The sequence below is a fragment of the Shewanella oncorhynchi genome (genome assembly GCF_030848765.1).
GTDB lineage: Bacteria > Pseudomonadota > Gammaproteobacteria > Enterobacterales > Shewanellaceae > Shewanella > Shewanella oncorhynchi.
Window position 1 is genome coordinate 3255905 of sequence record NZ_CP132914.1, and the last position, 22601, is coordinate 3278505.

The 22601-nt window shown below is 44.0% G+C and carries 20 protein-coding genes and 1 pseudogene; 6 read left to right on the plus strand and 15 right to left on the minus strand.

Annotated features, from left to right (window positions below; translation table 11 throughout):
• Positions 1-66 precede the first annotated feature (66 nt).
• The 3 genes from pstB to RA178_RS14720 are packed head-to-tail and all read right to left on the minus strand — an operon-like array spanning position 67 to position 4895.
• Positions 67-885 (minus strand): phosphate ABC transporter ATP-binding protein PstB, encoded by an 819-nt coding sequence (pstB, locus tag RA178_RS14710; RefSeq protein WP_028760531.1) that lies wholly within the window; start codon positions 883-885, stop codon positions 67-69.
• 33 nt (positions 886-918) lie between these two features.
• On the minus strand, positions 919-2577 hold the full coding sequence (pstA, locus tag RA178_RS14715; protein WP_306682514.1) for a phosphate ABC transporter permease PstA: 1659 nt from the start codon (positions 2575-2577) through the stop codon (positions 919-921).
• A gap of 59 nt (positions 2578-2636) precedes the next feature.
• Positions 2637-4895, minus strand: a complete 2259-nt coding sequence (locus RA178_RS14720) for an ABC transporter permease subunit (protein WP_263179714.1) — start codon at positions 4893-4895, stop codon at positions 2637-2639.
• 200 nt (positions 4896-5095) lie between these two features.
• Between RA178_RS14720 and RA178_RS14725 the strand changes: the two genes are divergently transcribed.
• The 3 genes and pseudogenes from RA178_RS14725 to RA178_RS14735 form a co-directional block, all read left to right on the plus strand.
• A complete protein-coding gene (locus RA178_RS14725; RefSeq protein WP_028760534.1) occupies positions 5096-5596 on the plus strand; it encodes a glycine cleavage system transcriptional repressor in 501 nt (166 codons plus the stop codon).
• Positions 5597-6056: 460 nt separating this feature from the next.
• Entirely contained in the window at positions 6057-6710 is a 654-nt protein-coding gene (locus tag RA178_RS14730; RefSeq protein ID WP_168823092.1) for a DedA family protein, read from the plus strand.
• A gap of 100 nt (positions 6711-6810) precedes the next feature.
• A pseudogene (locus RA178_RS14735) lies at positions 6811-6978 on the plus strand (DUF2797 domain-containing protein); the annotation flags it as partial.
• Between the two features lie 44 nt (positions 6979-7022).
• Here RA178_RS14735 and RA178_RS14740 read toward each other — a convergent pair.
• Positions 7023-8177 carry an alpha/beta hydrolase gene (locus RA178_RS14740; RefSeq protein WP_263209259.1) on the minus strand — a complete coding sequence of 385 codons (1155 nt, stop codon included), beginning with the start codon at positions 8175-8177 and terminating at the stop codon, positions 7023-7025.
• A 257-nt stretch (positions 8178-8434) separates the two neighbouring features.
• On the opposite strand from RA178_RS14740, the gene RA178_RS14745 reads away from it, so the two are divergent.
• Positions 8435-9256, plus strand: a complete 822-nt coding sequence (locus RA178_RS14745; RefSeq protein ID WP_105249677.1) for a DUF2797 domain-containing protein — start codon at positions 8435-8437, stop codon at positions 9254-9256.
• A gap of 248 nt (positions 9257-9504) precedes the next feature.
• On the opposite strand, the gene RA178_RS14750 is transcribed toward RA178_RS14745, so the two are convergent.
• On the minus strand, positions 9505-10188 hold the full coding sequence (locus tag RA178_RS14750) for a DUF4136 domain-containing protein (protein WP_263175313.1): 684 nt from the start codon (positions 10186-10188) through the stop codon (positions 9505-9507).
• Between the two features lie 413 nt (positions 10189-10601).
• Here RA178_RS14750 and RA178_RS14755 point away from each other — a divergent pair, with 413 nt between their 5' ends.
• Complete coding sequence (locus RA178_RS14755; protein WP_113938904.1) at positions 10602-11195, plus strand: LysE family translocator; 594 nt, start codon at positions 10602-10604, stop codon at positions 11193-11195.
• A gap of 26 nt (positions 11196-11221) precedes the next feature.
• Complete coding sequence (locus tag RA178_RS14760; RefSeq protein ID WP_113938905.1) at positions 11222-11770, plus strand: DUF1415 domain-containing protein; 549 nt, start codon at positions 11222-11224, stop codon at positions 11768-11770.
• A 289-nt stretch (positions 11771-12059) separates the two neighbouring features.
• Here the strand turns inward: RA178_RS14760 and RA178_RS14765 are convergent, their stop codons facing one another.
• From RA178_RS14765 to RA178_RS14810, 10 genes are all read right to left on the minus strand, one after another.
• Positions 12060-13010, minus strand: a complete 951-nt coding sequence (locus RA178_RS14765; RefSeq protein ID WP_306682518.1) for a hypothetical protein — start codon at positions 13008-13010, stop codon at positions 12060-12062.
• Positions 13003-14151 carry an ORC-CDC6 family AAA ATPase gene (locus tag RA178_RS14770; RefSeq protein ID WP_442538052.1) on the minus strand — a complete coding sequence of 383 codons (1149 nt, stop codon included), beginning with the start codon at positions 14149-14151 and terminating at the stop codon, positions 13003-13005. The genes RA178_RS14765 and RA178_RS14770 overlap by 8 nt, the downstream gene beginning before the upstream one ends.
• Positions 14094-14798, minus strand: a complete 705-nt coding sequence (locus RA178_RS14775; protein ID WP_306682521.1) for an ORC-CDC6 family AAA ATPase — start codon at positions 14796-14798, stop codon at positions 14094-14096. Before RA178_RS14775 ends, RA178_RS14770 begins: the two co-directional genes overlap by 58 nt.
• A gap of 1 nt (position 14799) precedes the next feature.
• Complete coding sequence (locus RA178_RS14780; protein ID WP_306682522.1) at positions 14800-16032, minus strand: metallophosphoesterase family protein; 1233 nt, start codon at positions 16030-16032, stop codon at positions 14800-14802.
• Positions 16033-16283: 251 nt separating this feature from the next.
• Positions 16284-17573, minus strand: coding sequence for an acetyl-CoA hydrolase/transferase family protein (locus RA178_RS14785; RefSeq protein ID WP_113938909.1), 1290 nt, complete (start codon positions 17571-17573; stop codon positions 16284-16286).
• Between the two features lie 169 nt (positions 17574-17742).
• Positions 17743-18879: an ABC transporter permease gene (locus tag RA178_RS14790; RefSeq protein WP_263175318.1), complete on the minus strand. Its 1137-nt coding sequence runs from the start codon at positions 18877-18879 to the stop codon at positions 17743-17745.
• Positions 18869-19825 (minus strand): ABC transporter ATP-binding protein, encoded by a 957-nt coding sequence (locus tag RA178_RS14795; RefSeq protein ID WP_306682524.1) that lies wholly within the window; start codon positions 19823-19825, stop codon positions 18869-18871. Before RA178_RS14795 ends, RA178_RS14790 begins: the two co-directional genes overlap by 11 nt.
• On the minus strand, positions 19822-20832 hold the full coding sequence (locus tag RA178_RS14800; RefSeq protein ID WP_306682525.1) for an HlyD family secretion protein: 1011 nt from the start codon (positions 20830-20832) through the stop codon (positions 19822-19824). The genes RA178_RS14795 and RA178_RS14800 overlap by 4 nt, the downstream gene beginning before the upstream one ends.
• Positions 20832-21533, minus strand: a complete 702-nt coding sequence (locus RA178_RS14805) for a TetR/AcrR family transcriptional regulator (protein ID WP_131525685.1) — start codon at positions 21531-21533, stop codon at positions 20832-20834. The genes RA178_RS14800 and RA178_RS14805 overlap by 1 nt, the downstream gene beginning before the upstream one ends.
• A 185-nt stretch (positions 21534-21718) precedes the next feature.
• Complete coding sequence (locus RA178_RS14810; RefSeq protein WP_113938914.1) at positions 21719-22066, minus strand: hypothetical protein; 348 nt, start codon at positions 22064-22066, stop codon at positions 21719-21721.
• Positions 22067-22601 lie beyond the last annotated feature (535 nt).

A 22601-nucleotide genomic window follows, 5' to 3' on the forward strand; every position in this document is an offset into this window, starting at 1 on the left:
TTCCAACCTGTTACTTAACTGTTGACCCATACCAAGCCGTGGTGGCCTTATCCGATACTCAAGCGATTAACCGTAACGTCCTGTGATGTAATCTTCAGTCTTACGTTTTTTCGGCGTGGTGAAAATCGTATTAGTATCAGCATATTCAACTAATTCACCCATATACATAAAGGCCGTTTGATCCGATACCCGCGCCGCCTGTTGCATGTTGTGAGTCACGATAACCACAGTGTATTTCGTCTTAAGCTCAGTGATTAACTCTTCAATCGTCAGCGTCGAAATCGGATCGAGTGCCGATGTTGGTTCGTCGAGTAATAGCACTTCTGGCTCAATGGCTATCGCACGGGCAATCACCAGTCGTTGCTGTTGACCGCCAGACAAACCAAAGGCGTTATCGTGCAATCTGTCTTTCACTTCGTCCCAAATCGCCGCGCCGCGCAATGAACGCTCAGCCGCTTCGTCGAGTTCACGACGGTTATTCAACCCTTGCAATCTCAAGCCATAAACAACGTTTTCGTAAATCGACTTAGGGAAAGGATTTGGGCGTTGGAACACCATACCGACATTACGGCGCAAAGCCGCGACATCAATCTTTTTGTCGTAGATATTCTGGCCGTGCAGCAATATCTCGCCGCCAATATGACAATTATCAACTAAGTCATTCATGCGGTTAATACAGCGCAATAGTGTCGATTTACCACAACCACTGGGGCCGATAAAGGCAGTGACTTGCTTCTTGGGGATCTTCATCGATACATTAAACAGCGCTTGCTTATCACCATAGCGCAAATCTAAGTTACGGATCTCCAGCGCGGTGTCGTTCTGGCTTAAGTTAGCTAAATCAAAGTTATTGGTTTTCATTGCTGTCGAATCTATAGAAATCATATTTAGTCCTAATACTTTCAGGATAATCGCTGATTAGTGCTCAAGCGAACGATATTTTTCACGTAAGTGGTTACGCACGCTAATGGCCGTCAAGTTGAGTGCCACAATCACAGACACCAGCAAGAAAGAGGTCGCATACACCAGAGGACGTGCCGCTTCAACGTTAGGACTCTGGAAGCCCACATCATATATATGGAACCCTAAGTGCATGAACTTACGTTCTAAATGCACAAACGGGAAGTTAAAGTCCAGTGGTAATGTTGGCGCTAATTTCACGACACCCACCAACATCAGCGGTGCCACTTCACCGGCAGCACGAGCGACCGCTAAAATCAAACCCGTCATGATCGCTGGACTCGCCATCGGGATCACAATCCGCCACAGGGTTTCAGCCTTAGTCGCGCCCAGTGCCAAACTACCTTGACGTACCGCGCTTGGAATACGACTTAACCCTTCTTCAGTCGACACAATAACCACTGGCAGCGTCAAAATCGCGAGGGTTAATGCAGACCAAATCACCCCCGGCGAACCAAAGGTAGGAGCAGGCAAAGCTTCAGCGTAAAACAATTGGTCGATGGAACCGCCCATCATGTACACGAAGAAACCTAAACCGAATACACCATACACAATCGAGGGCACACCCGCTAAGTTGATTACCGCAATACGGATCATCTTAGTAATCGGGCCTTTCTTAGCATATTCATGTAGATAAACCGCCGCGACCACGCCAAATGGCGTCACGATCACCGCCATCAACATCACCATAAACACAGTGCCGAAAATCGCGGGGAACACGCCGCCCTCAGTGTTGGCTTCACGCGGATCGTCACTCATAAAGCGTCCAATACCGACAAACCACTTACCAATTTTTCCTACGAGTCCTAAGTGATTCACATAGGTCACATCGAGAACGGTATCGAGCTTCAGTTCAACTTCTTCGCCGCGCATATCTCGGACAATAACCGAGTCACGCGCCGCATCATCACGCAGGGCAAATAACGCCTTTTCAAGCACTAAGTAATCTTCTTGCAGTTGAGCCCTCTTGGCGACCAACTCAGCTTTAATACTGTCGGTCAGTTCCCCATCCAGCTCGAAACGACGCTCCTGCAAACGCAATTTTTCAATGGCGTAGTTAATCGAGCCAATATCTTGCTTCTGCAAATCGACCGCTTTGTCCGATAAGGCAACTGCGCGTTCGATGTGCTCCATTAAGGAGGATTCAATCGCATCATTCACTAAATCGAGACGCTTGCCATTTTCAATCACAGCTATCGGATAACCGTAGAAGTTACCGTTTTTAGCCCGCTCGATCAGTGCGACCTCGCTTGGCACAGAACGGCTAACAATGTCCGTACCTAATATCCAGCGGAAATCCAAACCCACAAATTCACGGTTACCGGTTTTCACTAAGTAACGGGTCACAAACTCGCCCGGATGTTGCTTAAACACATGGCCAGCAGCAATCAAACGCTCAGTCGGTACTTCTTCCCTATCGTAAACCTCACCAATTAAGGTCGAACGTACACCCGTGTTATCTTCAAGCTCCCACTGGTAAACGGTTGCAGGCCAAAAGTAACTTAAGCCACGCCATGCGATTAACAATAATAAGCCTAAGACGGCAATCAAACTGATGCTCACAGCACCGCCCGTCATCCATATCCATGGCGAGCCTGATTTTACCCACTTACCCATTGCACAAACCTCTCAAGGTCACTGGCGAAATAGTATTTAATGTCATTGTCTTATCCCCGTTACAGCGAGCTATAGCGTTCACGTAGACGCTGTCTCACCACTTCTGCAATGGTGTTAAAGAAGAATGTAAAGATGAATAGTACGAACGCAGCAAGGAAGAGCACACGGTAATGCGAACTACCGATAGCCGATTCAGGCATTTCAACCGCAATGTTTGCCGCCAAGGTTCGCATCCCTTCGAACACACTCCATTCCATGATGGCAGTGTTACCAGTGGCCATCAGTACTATCATGGTCTCGCCAACCGCACGGCCAAGGCCCATCATAATGGCCGAGAAAATCCCCGGACTGGCGGTTAACAACACCACGCGTGTCAATGTCTGCCAAGGCGTCGCACCTAAGGCTAAGCTACCGTTAGATAAATGACGCGGTACAGAGAAAATGGCATCTTCAGCGATGGAGAAAATCGTTGGGATCACCGCAAAGCCCATGGCAATACCGACCACCAGCGCGTTACGTTGGTCGAAGGTGATCCCCAGTTCGTTAGTGATGAATTGACGGGTATTACCATCAAACAGCGCCACTTCGATTATTGGGCTGACCGCAAAAGAGAACCAACCCACGAAACAGACCACAGGGATCAACATCAGCTCTTGGTACACTTCGGGTAAACGTTGTTTCCACTTACCCGGCAACCTGCTCCAGCCATAGGCAGACGTGAGTATCGAGGTCGGCAATAAGATCAGTAGAATTAAAATGCCGGGGAGATGCTCTTCAATCAGTGGCGCTAACCACAGACCCGCCAAGAAGCCTAAAATCACCGTTGGTAATGCTTCCATGATTTCAATGGTCGGTTTCACGAAACCGCGTACCTTAGGCGACATAAAGTAAGCCGTGTAAATCGCACCAGCAACGGATAAAGGCACGGCAAATAACATGGCATAAAATGCCGCTTTCATTGTGCCGTAGGCCAATGGCATTAAGCTCAACTTAGCTTCGAAATCGTCAGAACCTGAGGTCGATTGCCATACATATTTAGGCTCTGGATAACCTTCATACCACACCTTGTCCCACATAGCGCTCCATGACACTTCTGGGTGGGAGTTTTCCACACTGAAGATATGCAGCTTTTTGTCCGCCTCAACGACTATGCCGTTTGAGCGTGGGGTAAAGCCCATTTTACCGGGATTTTTAAGGTCAAACTTTGCATCAAACAGTTCACGATGACTCGTGGTATAAAGTAGTGTTAGCTCACCCTCAGGGCTCACTGTCGCAAAACTCTTACGATAAAACTCAGAGGCAATCGAGCTGATGGGCGGTAAGTCATCAAACTGACGAATCTCTTGATATAAACGCCCTTTTTCACCATTAACTTGGAAGTACTGCGCCACAATACCTGTGTCATAACTGACCAGTAATGAACTCGCACCCGCCAGCAAAGCCACGTTATTGACTTGTGCCTTAGCACGTTCAACATCAATCACCTGCAGCAGATCTAAGCTGTCAGTATCACGGATGTCGTACACGAAAATTTTATTGCCAGTTTGCAACATCAATTGACGTTGATCGGGCGTCATCAGCTCGTGGGAGACTTTCTTCGGCGCATCTTGAATTTGTGACGTCGTAGAAACCCACTCCACTTCTTCAGTCATCATGTTCTCTTGCCCTTCGAGACGAGTGAGGCGCCAAACACCACTCTCATCTTGATAAGCAAAACTCATTTTGTCTGAGCTATAAGTAAAGGTCAGCTTATGAATCGCGCTGCCCGTCTCATCGACTGTTATGGGGGTTTCACCTGCGGGATAACGCAGTTTAGGTGTGATTAAACGTTTGTTATTGGGGTACGTTAAACCAAACTCTAGGCCCGCCACTAAGACCTGACCATTACTTAATCCCAGCGCAAAACGTTGTTCGCTCGGTACAGCAACGGCGGCGCTGGTGACTGTAACACCCGCTGGTAACGTCGGGGTAAAGCTAGAAAGTAAGCTACCGTCGGCAACAGTATAGAAGTCCACTTGACCATGAACGCTCACACGGTACATCACCTCATTTTGCTCTTCAGCACCCACCATTAAGGTCGGCACATCCGCGTGTTGATAACTCACACTCTTAACGGGTATGACATCAGCACTGTCGAAAATGGGTTTAATCACATACAACAGATAAAAGAAGATCAACAATAAGGCGACAAATACCATAGTGCCGCCGATAGTGACGCTGATTTGCGCCGCTTTATCCTTAAATGCCCTGCGATTCGAGCGTCCGCCTTTAAGCATACTGTGCGATGCAGAACCAGGTTGAGTGACCTGACTTTCCATTAAGAACCTCTATTATTAATAGCTAGCGAGTTTTTTCGCTAGGATTTGCCGAGTGCTATGCTTACACTGTTTGAACGTAAACTGAGCAATAACAACATCCTTTATTCTAAGTGCGTTGGATTATATGACGCAAAGATGACAGTTGTGTTACACCCCATTTTAAAACAGGTGCCTTTTACAAAAAATAGGAGTCAGTCACTATGCTACGATACTTAATCACACTACAAGCACCTGATAGAAAAGGATTAGTAGAACAAATCGCCCATGCTGTGAGTCGTCATGGCGGCAACTGGCTCGACTCAGAATTACGCCATATTGACGGTGTCTTTGCCGCGATATTGTTACTCGAAGTGCCGTCACTGCGCATGGATGAGCTCATTGAGGCCCTAGAATGCATCGATAGCCTGTCCCTCACCTACTCCAAAACCTCGGTCGCTCTTAAGCCCATCAAACGCTTAAGTTACAACCTAGTGGCCTATGACAGACCCGGACTTGTGCTCGATATATCCAATAAAATCAATGCAATTGGCATCAATATCGAGCAGTTTAGTAGTCAATATGAAACCGCAGGCCACACAGGTATAGCTTTGTTTCGGGCAACCATTGGCCTTGGACTCACAGATCTAGCCCAAGAAGATCAATTAGTTGAATCCCTCTATGCTCTTGGGGATGATCTCGTGCTCGATAGATTAAGCCGTTAATGCCATTAACTTTTACGGCAAGCTAACACTTAGCACACCAATACATTTAGAGAGTGCACTCGCAATGGCACTTTCAAACAGCACTTTAAGAGCGCTTAAAAGAATGTTTAAAAACCGATATTCGCGGCAAGGTGTTCAAATTAAGTTAAGCCAGTGCAATCAATACTGGATAGTTGGAATGCGCATAGGAATCTGGCAAGTGGGTTTGTAAGTTGATGCCATCATTCGAAATTTATTAACCCTATAATAATGCTTAATATTTTTACTATAAAAAGCCCACAAAACCCGATTACTGAATCATAAACACACTAACACCAACAAAATTTAATGTTGTAACTGCCTTTCGATTCATGCTCCCTTGGTAGAATAACCCACGAAACACCATAGCTCAGGTTCAAAATTGCCGCTTTCGAGCTTTTCCATCTTTATGTTTTATCAATTATTTTAGGGAGTAGTACGTATGGAGCAGTTATACGAACTGGCCCAAGCCATGATACACAATGATCTGGCGGTTTTAGCCAATCCTAAAATCGCCCTCATGGTCAGCGCATTAATTTGTGGCTTTTTAGTGTTAGAAAATGGCTTTATTCCCACCGCATTTTTACCCGGAGATAGCCTACTCTTTCTCACTGGAGTGCTGATTTATCAAGATATTCTTCATATCGGTATTATGCCGTTATTGGTTCTAGCAACCTTTACAGGTACAGCTATAGGTTATTTACAGGGTCGATTTTTAGGGCATACCCAAATTTACCAAAAACTGCTGTCGAATATTGATATCAAACATCAGGAAAAAGCGACCCACCTAATTGATAACTATGGAGTGATAACCCTGCTACTCGCACGTTATATTCCTTTTGTTCGTACCGTTTACCCCTATATTTTAGGTGCAACGGGTATTTCTTCCCGTCGTTTTTTACTCATTAACTTCATCAGCTCAATGGTGTGGATTTTTTCCGTTGTTGGTTTTGGGTATCTCATTAGCCATACCCAATTAGCAACAAAATACCAAACACAATTTATGAGCATAATCATTTACTTGCCAGTAGCCTTGCTAACTTTCGGTATTATTGCCTTAGTGTACAAATGGTTAAGTAAAACAAAAGAGGTTTAGGTGCACTCAGTCAATCGACTCACTTAGCAAAAATTCCTATCTAAACTGACTTGGATAATCTTGTATACTGACGGCCACGCAATGACGATATAACGAAAGCGTGCAGTTAGATGACGCGCAACAAGTGCAATATCAACTCGTTGTTGGTGATGAGTTACTCCCGCTCAATCCATTGATAGGCAAGCAATTAACCTTGACCCACACGGGCAATATCTTCTGCTGCAACTGCGGTAAAAAGAGCAATATTACCCAGCCGCGTGAGACTTGCCCAAACATGTTGCAACTATGTAGTTAAACCCTCTCTGAGAACGATTACTTTTTCCCTTGCAACTGCAAGCGCTTAGCTTGACTGAGGATCTCATTCAAAAACACTGAATCTGTTTGTTTTGCTAATAGCACGGCTTTGTCGGAGGCTCTTATCGCCTGTTCAAGTTGTCCATCCAGATCATAGGCGGTCGCTAAACTGTCCCATAACACCTCTGAATGAGGAAACGCACGCGTCCCCTCTGCGAGAATTTCAACGCCCCAAGCCGTTTTTTGTTCATAAGTGGCCTTGAGCCCATAAACATTATATTGCTGAGCAAAGAGTGGAAATTCATAGCCAAACTCAGCGCTCTTTTGCCGATAGAACTGTTTTATATCCTTAAGTGGCATAATGGCAATTTCAGGCACGGCATTCCAATCGGCAAAAAGTGTCTTTAACGCCTCAATATTGCCTACAAGCGGCGTACTGTCGTGAGTTTCATCGGGGAAATGCTTGTAAAACCAATGTAATTGCTTTGATGTGTTATCCGTGGGGCTTGTACCTAAGCCGTCTTGCAACTGCTTAATTTGTGCCGCAAACGCGCTCGCCATCTCATTGGGCTCACTTGCCATACTCAAAAACCAGCGCAGTGGTTTCGCACGCTTAGCTTGTAATAACTCGGCCGACTTAAGCACTAGCCAATCACTGTCCCACCATAAACTGGGACTGATTGAAATCACCGCATCAAATTGGCTATTTGGCGTCAAGGCGACATAACTGCTAAACAGCCCCGCGAAGGAGTGACCCGTGAGTATTTGGTAATCTGAGGTGCGGTATTTTTTGCCTAATTCACTGAGCAGCTCTTGCTCTAAAAACTGCCTGAACCTTTCAGCACCACCGGAGCTGTCTTTAAATTTATCGATTTGAGTCGGCGTGAAATACTTCATCCGTTGATCCGAACTCACGCCAACGGTAATCATTTCCGGAATAATGGCATAAGTACTTAAAAAACCGACATTCGCAGCCACATGCTCAAATTGGCTAGAGCCATCTAATACGATTAATACCGGATAGTTAAAATTGTTGGAATGCGCATAGGTATCTGGCAAATGGATTTGTAAGTTGATGTCATCATTCAAGATTTCTGAATGAATTACCGTCTTATCCATCTGTGCGAAGACACCCGTCGAAAAGAAAAATATCAGCACTAAAACCAACCGCATAAGTACACCTCCATTTGTAATGCAGGGTAACTTACTGGTTTTCATCATAAGACTCAAATCATTACCCTCAAAAAGTCCGTCTAAGCCTATGGGGTTAAGCGCAGTTTACAAAAACTCACTTAGCAAAAAATCCTATCTAAACTGACTTGGATAATCTTGTATACTGACGGCCACGCAATGACGATATAACGAAAGCGTGCACTAGAACGCATGATGAGCGACTAAGCTGCACCAGAACGCAACACATTAGGATGACCATGTTAGGAACGCTAAAAAAGATGCGCGTGCAGTTAGATGACGCGCAACAAGTGCAATATCAACTCGTTGTTGGTGATGAGTTACTCCCGCTTAATCCATTGATAGGCAAGCAATTAACTTTGACCCACACGGGTAATATCTTCTGCTGCAACTGCGGTAAAAAGAGCAAGAAGAGTTACTCGCAGGGCCATTGTTTTGTCTGTATGCAAAAGTTGGCGAGTTGCGATATGTGCATTATGAAGCCGGAAACTTGTCATTACGACCAAGGCACTTGCCGCGAACCAGAGTGGGCCCAGAGCCACTGTTTTGTGCCGCATTATGTATATCTGTCGAATACTTCGGGCGTTAAAGTCGGCATTACCCGCCACACTCAACTGCCCACCCGTTGGATTGACCAAGGTGCTACCCAAGGTTTACCGATTTTTAAAGTCTCAACAAGACAGCTCTCAGGCTTAGTCGAAGTAGAATTGGCAAAACTGGTTAATGATAAAACCCATTGGCAAGCCATGTTAAAAGGCCATGCCGACGATATTGATTTAAATGCTAAGGCTGCGGAACTGATCCCGCAAATTGAGGCTAAGTTGCACGAAATCGGCATGCAAAAAGGCGATTACAGTATCGAGCGTTTGCACGAAACGATTCAGCCAATTCATTATCCAATTGACACCTTTCCGAAGAAGATCACTTCGCACAATTTCGATAAAGATGTGGTCGTCAGCGGAATTTTGCAGGGGATCAAGGGGCAGTATTTAATGTTTGATACGGGCGTGATTAACATTCGTAAGTTTTCATCCTACGAGATCACAGTCGAGCACGACTGAAACAGTCTGAAATCAAAATGGAACTTCCCTCCATTAAAATGAAAAAGCGCGGCAGTTTTCACTGTCGCGCCCTTTATTGAGATGGCTGTCACTAAAGTACCATGTCCCACAGTTCAAAAATGGGAGCTAGCACCACAAACATGGGACCAAGACACCTCAATTAAGCACTAATCCCGTTTATCTGGCGAATGCTCCAACCAAAATGCTGACTCAATTCACTTAGAACTGAACTAAAGCTCAAACGCTGACTAAGGAGCCACATTAACCGACGGCATATTGGCCAACATACTGGCAATGAGACTGTCGAAATTTTCGGTTAGCTCATCCATCTTTTTAATGTTGCCAAAACCTTGGGCAAGCACTCGCCAAATTGGCTCATCAACGCCCTGTATTTTAGTAGGTTTAAAGAGCGCTATCACCACGGTACCTTTGTCATACTTTTGGGTATTCACACCGTCGGTTGACAGCCCAGCGACTAACCCTGTCACTGCCAAAATTTGTTCATCGCTCATTTCAGTTCCCATAGCGACGCCAAAGCCAACCTGAAAATCCGCCAGTAGTGGATCTTCAACCCAGCGATATCCCTTACTCTGCAAAGTTTGCTTCAATACGGCTTGCATGTGTTGCAACACTGGCTGCGGATCTAAGCGTTTATCTGTGATGATTTTTTGAAATTTAGGATGCCAAGTGAATGTCATTGCCGTTGACGGTAATTCACTGAGATCGCCAGACATCACGATTGTGGTTCGCAACGGCTGCGCCGCGTTATCCGTCACAGTCACGCACCCAGTAAGACCTAAAACGCTGCTAAAAAGCAGTATTAACACTCTCAAATACCGACTTAACGCTCGGTCGGGAACCCAGCAAGGAACTCGACTGAACTGTCGATTTAGCACTCCACTTAGCTCACTATGTAATGATGGATTCATCATGCCCTGTTACCTCAATCTATAAAATGCTGTCTAAGGATAGTTACTATTACTAAAACTGAAAGCTGAAAGCTGAAAGCTGATATCCATCATAGTGTTAAATCAGCATATTCCAATATATCTTGATATTCGTACTAACACAGAAAACCATCAAACTGCGCTAGCCCTATTCTCACGCCATTAATCCCATCGAGGCATGTACATATTTTGTTATTCTTTTTAGTTTATAAACTCGCTATGTCGTATAGGCGCGGCAACATTTAATCGCTAGAATGCCTCGCCTGCGTTGCAATCAAATGTCGCAATTATAAATAATAGCAACACAGTATTGCGTACCGTCTGATGAGTAAATCGCAGGCTCAATGCGGCAAATAATCACAATGCCATAAAACTAAAATAAAGGTGTGGATCTATCTATGGAGTTAATACTCGCTATCGCGTTGTTTGCCTTTTCATCGGGGATCACCCCAGGGCCTAACAATATTATGCTGATGACCTCAGGGGTAAACTTTGGCGTAAAACGCAGTATTCCGCATCTTATGGGAATAAGCCTTGGCTTCCCGACCATGATCCTCGCGATAGGTTTGGGCTTAAGCGCCCTATTCCAAAGCTATCCTATCATCCATCAAGTGATTAAAGTCGTCGGCATAGGTTACCTTTTGTATCTGTCTTGGTTGATTGCCAACAGCAGTAGCAAGATGGAAGGCAAAGCCATTGCTAAACCCTTCAGTTTTATCCAAGCCGCGGCCTTTCAATGGGTCAACCCTAAGGGCTGGATCATGGCCGTGGGCGCGATTGCGACGTTCACGTCAGTACAGCAGGATTTGACCCCGCAGGTCATCACTATCGCAACGGTATTTTTGTGCGTCGCCTTTCCCTGCGCTATCGTCTGGCTCGGCTTTGGTGTGGCCCTTAAACGCATTTTAAAAAATGAGCGCCAACAGAAGATTTTTAATATCAGCATGGCGCTCTTGCTTGTGGCGTCTATCATCCCTATGATCGCCCCCTAATTTTTAAGCACGAGCAAACGACCGCCATGAACGAAATTGACATGATCACTCAACAAACCGACGACTGGGTGAAAAAAGTGATCATGAAATACAATATTTGCCCCTTCGCCAGACAAGAAGTCGAGCGCGGCAGTATTCGGTATCTGGTGGTGGAACAAACTAAAGTCAAACTCGTACTCAAGGCATTGATTGAAGAATGCCAATACCTCGACGCCCACCCCGAAGCCGAAACCACACTGTTTATTCTACCCCGTGGTTTTGAGGGGTTTTATGCTTATCTCGACCTCATCGACATGGCAACCGATACGCTTATCGAACACGAGTACGAAGGCACTTACCAACTCGCCACCTTTCACCCAGACTATTGTTTCGATGGTGAACCACAGGACGGGGCAGCCAACTTCACCAACCGCGCGCCCTACCCAACCCTGCACATCATCCGCGAAGCCAGCATGGAGTTAGCCCTTGCTAACTACAACGATCCCGAAACCATCCCAGAACGTAACATCGCCTTTTGCGAACGTAAAGGCAGCGACTTTTTCGTCAAACTGTTAGCAGAATGCATGGGGAAATAGCTTCGTTTCTTTAAACAACAGAAAGCAGTTATACAAAGCAAGACAGGGTTTATTGGGCTGTTGACGTTATTCCAAGTTAGACATTAAGCACTATCATTCCAGTGACTCGCCGTGAACTCATCCATGAGGGCTCGACGACGGCATCCATGCCGCCAACGGTCACTTACATGCCAGTGCTTAATTCAGTGTGAAATTCCAAACAGTTGTAATTTATGACAATATGTTTATTTCTTTCATATTTTCTGTTTGAATAGATTTCCCATACTATTAATTTCAATAGGAAAATCAATTAAATATTTCTTTTAATATGTAATCTTGAAATAACGAAATCACCTGATGATTCAACTTTCACGGTAGTATTCCTTATATATTCAGAATACAAACATGTTACATTTGGAAAATTAAAACTGCATAAAATTGCAGTTAAAATATGAGGTTTAGGGCCAAAAGGAATAATTGAAACATTGTAGTCCGTTTTCAACAGAGATAACATTTGAGACATATTGTCGTAACAAGTAGAGATGCTATTAATAGGAAGTTTTACTAAATTTTCAACTCCTCCCAAATAATGTGAAATAAAATCTTTATTTTTTTCTAAGCATGTATTTTCATAATCATAAGTTGCTGCTGGCGCAGCCATTATACCAAAACATTTATTTGGATTAAGCAAGTTATAAAGTCTTCGCGGACCATATTTATCAAATCCAAGCATAAAAATTGCAGCATTATGTCTCTTTGTTAATGAGATCCCCTCACAACCAGGTATAATTCTCAGCTCACCCAATTCGACATTAAGGTCTAAATTTTTATAAATAGCAGTTGCATATGTTAAATCTACAATGATATTTTTAAGAGTGAAATTAATTAAATAATTTAAAATAGACGCATACCATGCTCGTGACATTGACGTATAATCAATTAGAATTGAAATTTCCTCTTTATTTAAACCCTCAACAATTTCACTTACTTTTTCATAAATAGAGAATATTTCTCTCTGAGATATCTCCAGAAAATAATGCCCAGTCCAGTTTTCATCAAAATAATTAAGGCAGTCTTGTCTTGTCGAGTCATTTTTATGTTGATCAAAAGCAAGGATAATAACTTTATCAACATTCTCATTATTTAACCTTGTAGCTACTTCAATACAACGTTCTTCATACCCACATGAAAAAATTGCCAAATCATATTTTGCATGACTAAGTTCACCAATAGATAAATCATCAACATGTAATTTATTCATATGTACCTTCAAAATCTAAGTCATATTGGCTAATATCATTAGTTTTATTTTTAGACCGATATCTACTGTATGAGTTATTATTCATAATTACTGACAAACTAATTGCACTTCCTTTTCTTGGCATAAGATAGAAATGAGGTGACAAACAAAAGGCTAATGTAAACCTACCTTTTCTATTTGGCATTTTATTATCATTATCAAAGCCTCTAAAATCTGGGTAAATCAACCCTAAATCAACTGCAGTTTCAATATTCTTCCATACATCATCATTATCTACATCAAAAGTAAATGAATTATAAAAATCTGTATTTACTCTATCGCTGTGAAGTTTATCCTTCAAAAAACGCCCGATAGTTGAAAATAAATCAAATGCTTTTTTACCACCAACCTCTAAATTTAAGCCGTCCAACTCAGAATAAGAGAACTCTTTCATTTTAGAACCCTGTTCCTTATCCGTTAAAAAGTTAAACTCTTTCTTTGAATCTATGTTATTAGAAAATAGATAATTGAAAATCCTTAAAAGTCGACGTGGATTGCCATCAGAACATCTAACAACTAATGAGTACCCAGAAAAAACTGAATGGGATGCATTTCCTTTATATTTCTGGAAGGAGTCTTTCAGGATCAATGTTCCTCTTATTTTCCTTGAAATTGAACTTTCGAAAAGCTCATAATTCTCGACGAATAACTTTTTAGCTCTATTTATAGTTATATCATCACAATATAACTCAACCTTTTCCATCAACTTATCATCCGGCAGTGCATCTTTTGGAGAGTCGATCAAAATTGAACCACCTAACAGGGACCTCAGAGTCACATCTTTGTTAAATATTGTTGAGTTATCGATACGCTTCTTGAATAAGTTATCTGCAAAAGATTCAAAAAATAACTGTGAATTATTTTTTGCATTTCCATGCAGACCTTGCTTATCAATATTTAAATAGTCAAAATCATGCCCCATATTAAGAGGAGTACCGGTATCAGTTTCTAATGTATAATGACGATACGGCATTGTTGTGATCTTAAAGACAATCTCATTATAAGACCGCATGTGAGTGTTTAAAATTCTATGATGATCTTTTGTTAAAAATTCAGCCTCATCAATACAAACGCTAAATGTAGAGTTAGAGGTAATTCTAATTCTTTTTTTACAATTGACAAGGCCATAATAAGTGGCTTAAAAAGATCAGTATTAAAATTTAGACCAACTTGCTCATCTTCTGGTGTGATTTTAATACCCAGCTTTATTTTGTTAAATATAACATTCTTTTTATATTCTACAACTTCAAGCTCATTATAAATATCATCTAAAGTATTCAGATGCGTTGATAACCAAAAGTCAGACACTCTATTCGCAATTCTTTTCTCCTTAATAACCCTAGCGATATCATCTTCAATATAAGTATCTAAACAACTTCTAATAGTATCTAAGAAACGGGCACAAGATGATAAGTTTAAACTCCATTTAAATAAAGTATTGTTATGGTCGATATCACCTATCGAACTTACCCACTCGACCTTCAATGGTATATAAGTTGCAATAAATGATTTCTCTCGTATTATTTGCTTTGCTTTTTCATCATTCAGTTTTGTAAGGCACTCATGTGATAGCATTTTTATCAACGCAGTTTTCCCAGAGCCTCTTGAACCTAAAATAATATGATTTTTATTTGAAATTAACGATTCAAATGATGGAGTCCAGACAAATTCATCAGCAAGCTGTTCGGAACTCAAATACCTTGCATTTGAATGTTCGAAAATATTATTGAAACCAAATAAATTATGCATTTCAGTTTCCTTTTAGCAAAATAAATAACTCATCTTGACCTGGGGTTTTAAATACTGTAAAACTCAATTCATCAGATAAATCAAGAATTGTTTTTTCTAGTAGCTTTCTAGATGTATATACAATATCCGAACATTCACTTGACAGTTCACTCCATTTTACATGAGTCTGCCTTTCAAAAAATAAATTTATTGATTCTCGTAATTTTTGTTCCAACTGAGCTGGTGACATTCTGTTTCCAAAAAATTCTTTATGAGGAATACCATTGATTGACTCATCCTTAGTCCAACCATGCCCAGTATTATGTGACCAACTGGTAACTTTCCCAAATGGAGTTTTATTTATCAAACAAACTTTGTCGACCTCAATTTGATGAATTGTATTTGGCACACCTTGAAACCATCGATCATCTAACCGAGCAGAAAAACTACCAGCACACAAAATATTTATTGGATGTTGATAATCATCAGAATACTGAGCAAGTCGGGGTATATGTTTATGGCCATGAACAATGAAATTGATGCGATGTTTTGATGCTAAATCCATTAATATTGCGGCATTTTGCAAAATACTATGGTCAGCATTATCAAAAGGTAAATCTGGTTGCTGTACTGGATGATGATGAATTATTAATAAATTTATTTTACCTGACTTTTCAACACTCAACTGTTTGAGTTTTTTATCTAACTCGTTCAGATCTTGCTTTCTAATGACGCCATGATGAGGCTTTTTATTATAATGATCATATACAGAACTATTAATACCAATAACATTTAATTGATCATCACTCCATATAGCAAAATAAGGTTCGGTATAATAACACCCCTCAGTTGCACAAGATAAACGCTCATTGAAAAAGTCATTAATTCGTAGATTTCTATATTTACGTTCAATAGTTATATTGACGTCTTCATTGGACATCATCGACTCTTCTTCTTCAGTCCAATCACCATCGTGATTACCTGGTACAAAAAAGATATTTGAGCTCGGCACACCAACTATTGTAGATATTTCTTGAACTCGCTTTGATGCTAATTGAAATTCTTCTTTTGTAGCACGATTTGTTATATCTCCAGCAACAACAAGATAATCTGCACTTATTTTTTCTCGCGTAGCCAATTCCTTTAACTCGATTAAAAATCGATTTTTTACAGCATTGGTAGAAGTTCCAACTGAAAACTCATTGGAAACGGCTCCATCACCTACATGTAAATCGCTAATGACAATTATTTTCATGTACACCAAGCTACTGATTCATAGAATAATTCATGTAGCATGATTATCATAAGTTCGTAACACTTATAAAAGATTATTGAAAGATAATATGAAATTTCAGATGGCTAATAGCTAAAATCGAATGTAGTAGTTGACGTGACCTTCGATGACATGGATGTCATCGTAGAGCCGCCATGGATGGCTTCACGGCGTGTCACGGAAGCAACTGCACTCGATTTACAACAGGCAACGATTCAGATTCAAGCAATCACTCAAAGAAGTCTTAATCCCCATACATCAAAGGCATCACGACTTAATTGTTCCCTAAAATCTGGGTGAGCGATGGCGATCAGCGCTTGTGCCCGTTCGCGCAGTGAACGGCCGCGTAGATTGGCGGCGCCGTATTCGGTCACAATGTAATGCACATGGGCCCGAGTGGTGACAACCCCAGCGCCAGGTGATAACACGCTTGCAATGCGAGAAAGCGTTCCCCCCGCGGCAGTGCTGGGCAGCGCAATAACAGAACGACCACCTTCAGATAACCCTGCTCCGCGGATGAAATCCATCTGGCCGCCAACACCGGAATAGATTTTAGTGCCAATGGAATCGGCACACACTTGGCCTGAAAGGTCGACCTGCAGCGCCGAGTTAATCGCCATCACATTGGGATTTTTACGGATAATGGCCGTGTCGTTAACTTGCTCTATGTCCATAAAGATGACCGCAGGATTATCATCAACATAGTCGTATAACTTTTGACTACCCAAAGCAAATCCTGTGACGAGTTTCCCCGGATAAAATCGCTTCTTGCTGTTGTTAATCACACCTTTTTCAACCAGTTGTAATATACCGTCAGAAAATAGCTCAGTGTGGACGCCTAAGTCTTTATGTTCGGTTAAACAAGACAGCACTGCATCGGGGATCGCACCTATGCCCATTTGCAAACAATCGCCATTACGCACTAATTGGGCAACATTTTTACCGATCGCCAAACTCACCGCATCCCCCGTCGCGAAGGAATGAATGGGCAACGCTGCGCTCTGCTCATACACAGCGGCAAAACGGTCGATATGGATAAAGCTGTCGCCATGGGTTCGCGGCATTTGTGGATTAATATGAGCGATAATTTTACCCGCCACTTGGCAAGCTGCGAGCGTTGCTTCAACCGAAATGCCTAAGGAACACATGCCATGCTTATCGGGTGGCGACACTTGGATAATTGCGGTATCTATTTTTTGTTCGCCGGAACGAAATAACTTAGGCACTTCAGACAGGAAAATCGGCACATAATCCGCGTCACCACTTTGCAGTAATGCCCGCGTTGGCAGCCCACCGAAAAAACATCGATGGCGTAAATGCCCCTGTAAACTGGGATGGCTTAAGGATTCGGCGCCTTCAGTATGTAACTGTAACAGGGTGAGATTTTCTTTGGTGAGTGCATGCTGCGCCAACGCATCTAATAAAATGCGCGGAGTGGCGCCCATGGAATGAGTCCACAGCGTCTCGCCGCTTTGAATTAAAGCAACCGCATCGAGCGCGCTATGACAAATGATTGGAGGCATAATGAATTCCCTTCGCTAAGCATGATGGCGGAAATCGCCCTAGCGGCAGTGTAAGGGATATCCTAATTAAGCAACATCGATTTCAATGGCTTAGCGCGACTGTTTACTGATAATTTGCGCTATATCAAAACTCGACACTTTGCCCTTGATGATGAAACTCAGTACAGGGCTAATCCAAGCGCTTCGAAAATCTCATACTGGCGATCAATAACCCAATACAAGTAAAACCTATCATCCACAGGGCATCAAATTGTAGATCCATCACTTGGGCATCGCGCAGCACTATGGCACGTGACATGCGCATAAAATGGGTTGCGGGTAAGGCTTCGGCAATCCATTGCGCCGCGATGGGCATGGCTTCGTAGGGGAACATAAATCCCGACAAGAGAATCGATGGCAGCAGGATAAATACCGTCATCTGCATCGATTGCAACTGAGTTTTAGCTATGGTCGAAATCACTAATCCTAAGGTTAAACTGGCGCAAATGAACAACATAGCAGCAAGGGCGATAGAATCAAGCCCGCCGCGAATGGGCACATCGAACAACAGATGCCCTGCGCTCAGGATAATGGTCACTTGCACAAAGCCAACCATCACATAGGGCACGATTTTACCCAGCATCAACTCCAGTGGCCGCACAGGCGTAGTGATCAAAAACTCCATATTGCCCTGCTCGCGCTCACGCACTATGGCGGCGGAAGTAAACATCACCATGGTCATAGTCAAAATCACTCCCAACAGGCCGGGTACTATGTTGACCACAGAACGTTGTTCTGGGTTGAAATATTGCACCACTTCAAAACTCGGCATCGCCGTTTTTAGTGCTCTTCCTGCGACTTCATCCAGTGGCATTTGCCTTAGGCTACGAATAGTTGAAGCGACAACCGTATCTGAACCATCCACTAGCCATTGGCCAGCGGGTTGTGCAATATAGGACTGCGCTAAATATTGCTGACCCACAAAGCTTGGGTGACGCACTAAGCGCTCATCAAGATCGGCGGGCAAATACAGCACAGCTTTGACTTCGCCGCGAGTGATCGCCACCTCAGCCTCGGCGGCACTTAAATAACGCTGTTTAAAATCTACGACCTGCGTTGCTTCCACCGCCTTAACCAGTGCGCGACTGTAGGCAGAATCACTCAAATTAACTAACCCAGCAGGCAGATGGCGAGCATCGGTATTGATGGCATAACCAAACAACATCAGTTGCACTAACGGGATCATGACTATCATGCCAAAGGTCATGCGATCCCGCGACAACTGCCGCAGCTCTTTGACCACAATCGCAAAAATCCTACGCCACATGGTCAGTCTCTCCCTTGGAAACCCCAGCCAAGCGCTCGCCGGTGCAAGTGACAAACACATCTTCTAAGCTAGCGCGCACTTCTTCCATCGTCCGGCTGGCAACTCTTGGCTTAAGCCAAGCGAGCGGATTTTCAATATCGCTGCGCACTAACACCCGCAAACGACTGCCGATTTGCGCCGCCGACAATATCGCGGACTCGCTGATCAATGATTGTTTTAAAGTGCGTAAGTCGTCCCCTGAGATCTCAACCACCCGAGCCCCCATCGCCGCCATCAGCTGCTGGGGTGAACCGTCGGCGCGTTTTATCCCGCGCTCTAAAATCGCAAGACCATGGCAACGCTCGGCTTCATCCATATAGTGAGTCGACACAAGAATCGTGGTGCCTTGGGCGCAGAGATCGAATAAGCGCTCCCAAAACTCGCGCCGATTTTCAGGATCGACCGCCGATGTCGGCTCATCGAGAAACAGCAATTCAGGGTGATGTAAGGTCGCTGCCGCTAAGGCCAAACGCTGTTTCTGGCCGCCACTCATGGAGCCCGCCATTTGTTTCTCGCGGCCGACTAAATCGTATAGCGTGACTAACTCGGCTATTCGCAGCTTTGAGGCTCGGCGGTTAAGGCCATAAATTTGCGCGACAAACTCTAAGTTTTCCCGCACCGAAAGATTGTCGTACAGGGAGAATTTTTGCGTCATATAGCCAATGCGGCGACGCAGTTTTTCCTCGGCGCCGGGTAAGGTTTCACCCAATACGCGGATATTCCCCGATGTGGGACTCAGTAACCCAGTTAACATGCGAATTGAAGTCGATTTTCCGCAGCCATTGGGGCCGAGAAACCCATAAATTGTGCCCTTGGGAATGGCGAGGTCGAGGTTTTCCACCGCATTAACACCACCAAAGGCGCGGGTCATCCCTTGGGTCTCGATAGCAAAATCAGCGCTTTTCATGGCTGCTCCACTTTTTGCTGCACTCCTTGCAGCACATCGAGTTGCAGCACATCGAGTTCAACTTCTAATGCCATGCCAGTAGGTAAGTCCTGATCTGCGGCGGAAATGGTGATATCGGTCAAATACATTAAGCGCGCTCGATCACGTTCATTCAGCGCATAAAATGGCGTGTAAGCAGGTTGACTGCGGATATTGCGCACAGTGCCAGCAATCGGTATCTCGCGGCCATCCACAAGAATATTGACGCCATCGCCCGCCTTCACTCTGTCTAACCAAGTCGCGGGCAGGTAAACCCGCACATAGGGATTATCGCTCGCCAGCAAACCAATCAACTGAGTGCCTGCGGCAATGCGATCACCGACTCGCCAAGGCAACGTATCGACAACGGCATCACGCGCCGCCACTAAGCTCAAGTCTGCTAAGGCTTTTTGTTCGATGGCTACACTGGCGCTGGCGGCGGCCACCGCTGCTTTGGCTTGTTCTAGCTGCTCACTACGGGTGCCATTTTCTAGTAGTCGCAGGCTTTGCTGCGCCTCGGCTTGCTTGGCTAAACTGGTATCCCGCGCTGCACGGGCGGTATCTAAATCCGCTTGGCTCAGCACTTTGGTGGCATACAAACGGTTAGTACGCTCAAAGGCACGCTGCGCTTCCTTCACGCTGGCATTTGCCCCGTCGAGCACGGCCTTGGCGCGTTCGATATCTTCTAAACGCGCGCCAGTCACCGCCTCAGAAAGTTTAGCTTTAGCCTGTTCAAGCTCGGCTTGACGCAGGGCAAGGCGCGCATTGGCCGAAGTCGAATCGAGCGTGAGTAGCACTTCGCCCGCCTTAACCTGCTGACCTTCAACCACATTTACCTGAGTAATCAACTCACCCACGGGCGCGGTCAGTGTCAGCCTGTCACGCTCGACTGTGCCAAGCACTCTGGGCGGCGCTTCGGTGCAGCCGACTAATAGCAAGATCACACAACCCACACTCACGTGCGTAAGAATTTTAAAATTCACACCCATTACGACTTCCTCGGTTCACGCAGTACACCTTGGGTAAAAACCTGCATATTGTGCAGCGCTAAACGCTGTAAACCATCAGCATCGGCACTAAAAAAACCGAACTGACGCATTAACACCGGTGGCGCAATAAGCGGAAAAACCATCAGACTCACAAAACTGAGGCGTACTAAATCGGGATCTAATCCCTCCTTCAATAGCCCCGCATTGACTAATGTGGATTCGAGCCATTGCCGCGAGAGGGATAAAATTTGCTCAAAAACAGACAACATAATGCGATAGGGTTCTGAGCCATCGCCTTCCTGTAACACCCGTATAATCAACCGTGGCAATCCCAGGTTAGGTGCCATAACGCGATAATATGTCTGCATAAGTTCACCCAAGTTATTAGGGGCATCCGCAGCGGATATTTCGCGAAAACGCGCTAATACGGGCTCAAGGGTTTCCCGCACCATTTGTTCGAACAAGCCCGCTTTTGAACCAAAATAATAACGAATAAGCGCGGCATCAACCTCGGCTTCGCGGGCAATTTCACGGGTAGAAACGCTGGGATAACTGCGATGACTGAAGAGACTTAGGGCTGCGATAATTAAGCGTTGGCGGGCATCGGAATCCCCTTTCGGACGACCAGGAGTCTGCGGCTGTGATTCAGTTTGGGCGGTAAATGGCACAACCCCCTTTGGGCGACCGGGAATAAGCGACATAGCAAGCTCCAGCAAAATTCATCTATTGATGAATATACTGAAAAGCCGCGTAAAAAGGCAGCAGTTAAATTCCTCATTTTCATTGATATTGAGGAATTTAACCCTAGGACTGCATGGTTAAAATTTAGATACCGTTCAATCGAAAAATTAAGCGGCATTCTATTAAAGATTTATGCAGTAAAAGCTTATGCGCCTTTCACTATCGCACTCAAACGGGTAATGAATTGCTGTACGGCTTCAACCGTGTCAAAACTAAAGGCAAGGCCATAGTGGGTTTCGGTCAAACTCTTATGTAAACGTTTGGGGAAACGTGTCATCTCGGCATTGTGGAAATAGTCGTATTTGGCATGCACGCCTGCAATAGTGGCAAGTTCGCCGGAAAAGACTTCGAATGCGGGACGAATAATCAAGTTTGGTGATTTACCGTCGAGGTGTAAATAGAAAGCCTCTTTGGTTTCTGGGAGCATGTATTCAGTAATGTTTTTTATGGTGAAATTAGTGCGACATTGCAGTCCACTTAAGCAACTCACCATCTTATTATGTTCTATCGCCAAACTTATTCTCCCGTGTTTGTTGTCTATTTAGATTAAACCTGCCCATATCGCGCTACTTTTTCTACTCCCAGTCAATCCATGGCTCAGATGACTGATTAAGATAAGAAGAATATCATCTCGGCAATGTTGGTTCTTATCCCGTTTATCCCACTTTACCTCAGCTCAGCCTAATCGGTTTAGTCTTTAAATGCACTAAAGTGATACCCATATCCCAGAGTAAATGGGCGAGTTTGAATTATTTATCACAAAAAACCTTTATATACAGAATGATAAACTGATTAACTCAAACACTAAGCGGGTGTCACAGAAAATTCTTTTGTGTGAGCAAATCGATATTTCAAACACGATAAAGCACAATTTAGTTTATTAGGCATTGCTTATCATCAGGTTACCAACCTTTAGTTTGACATTAAAACGAACCGTTCAAAATGCGACCCTGCGATTGCATTTTATAATGATGGTTTTACTTGCCAGCTTAAAATGTTGCGTCTAGGTTAATAAGCTTGAGTTAAGT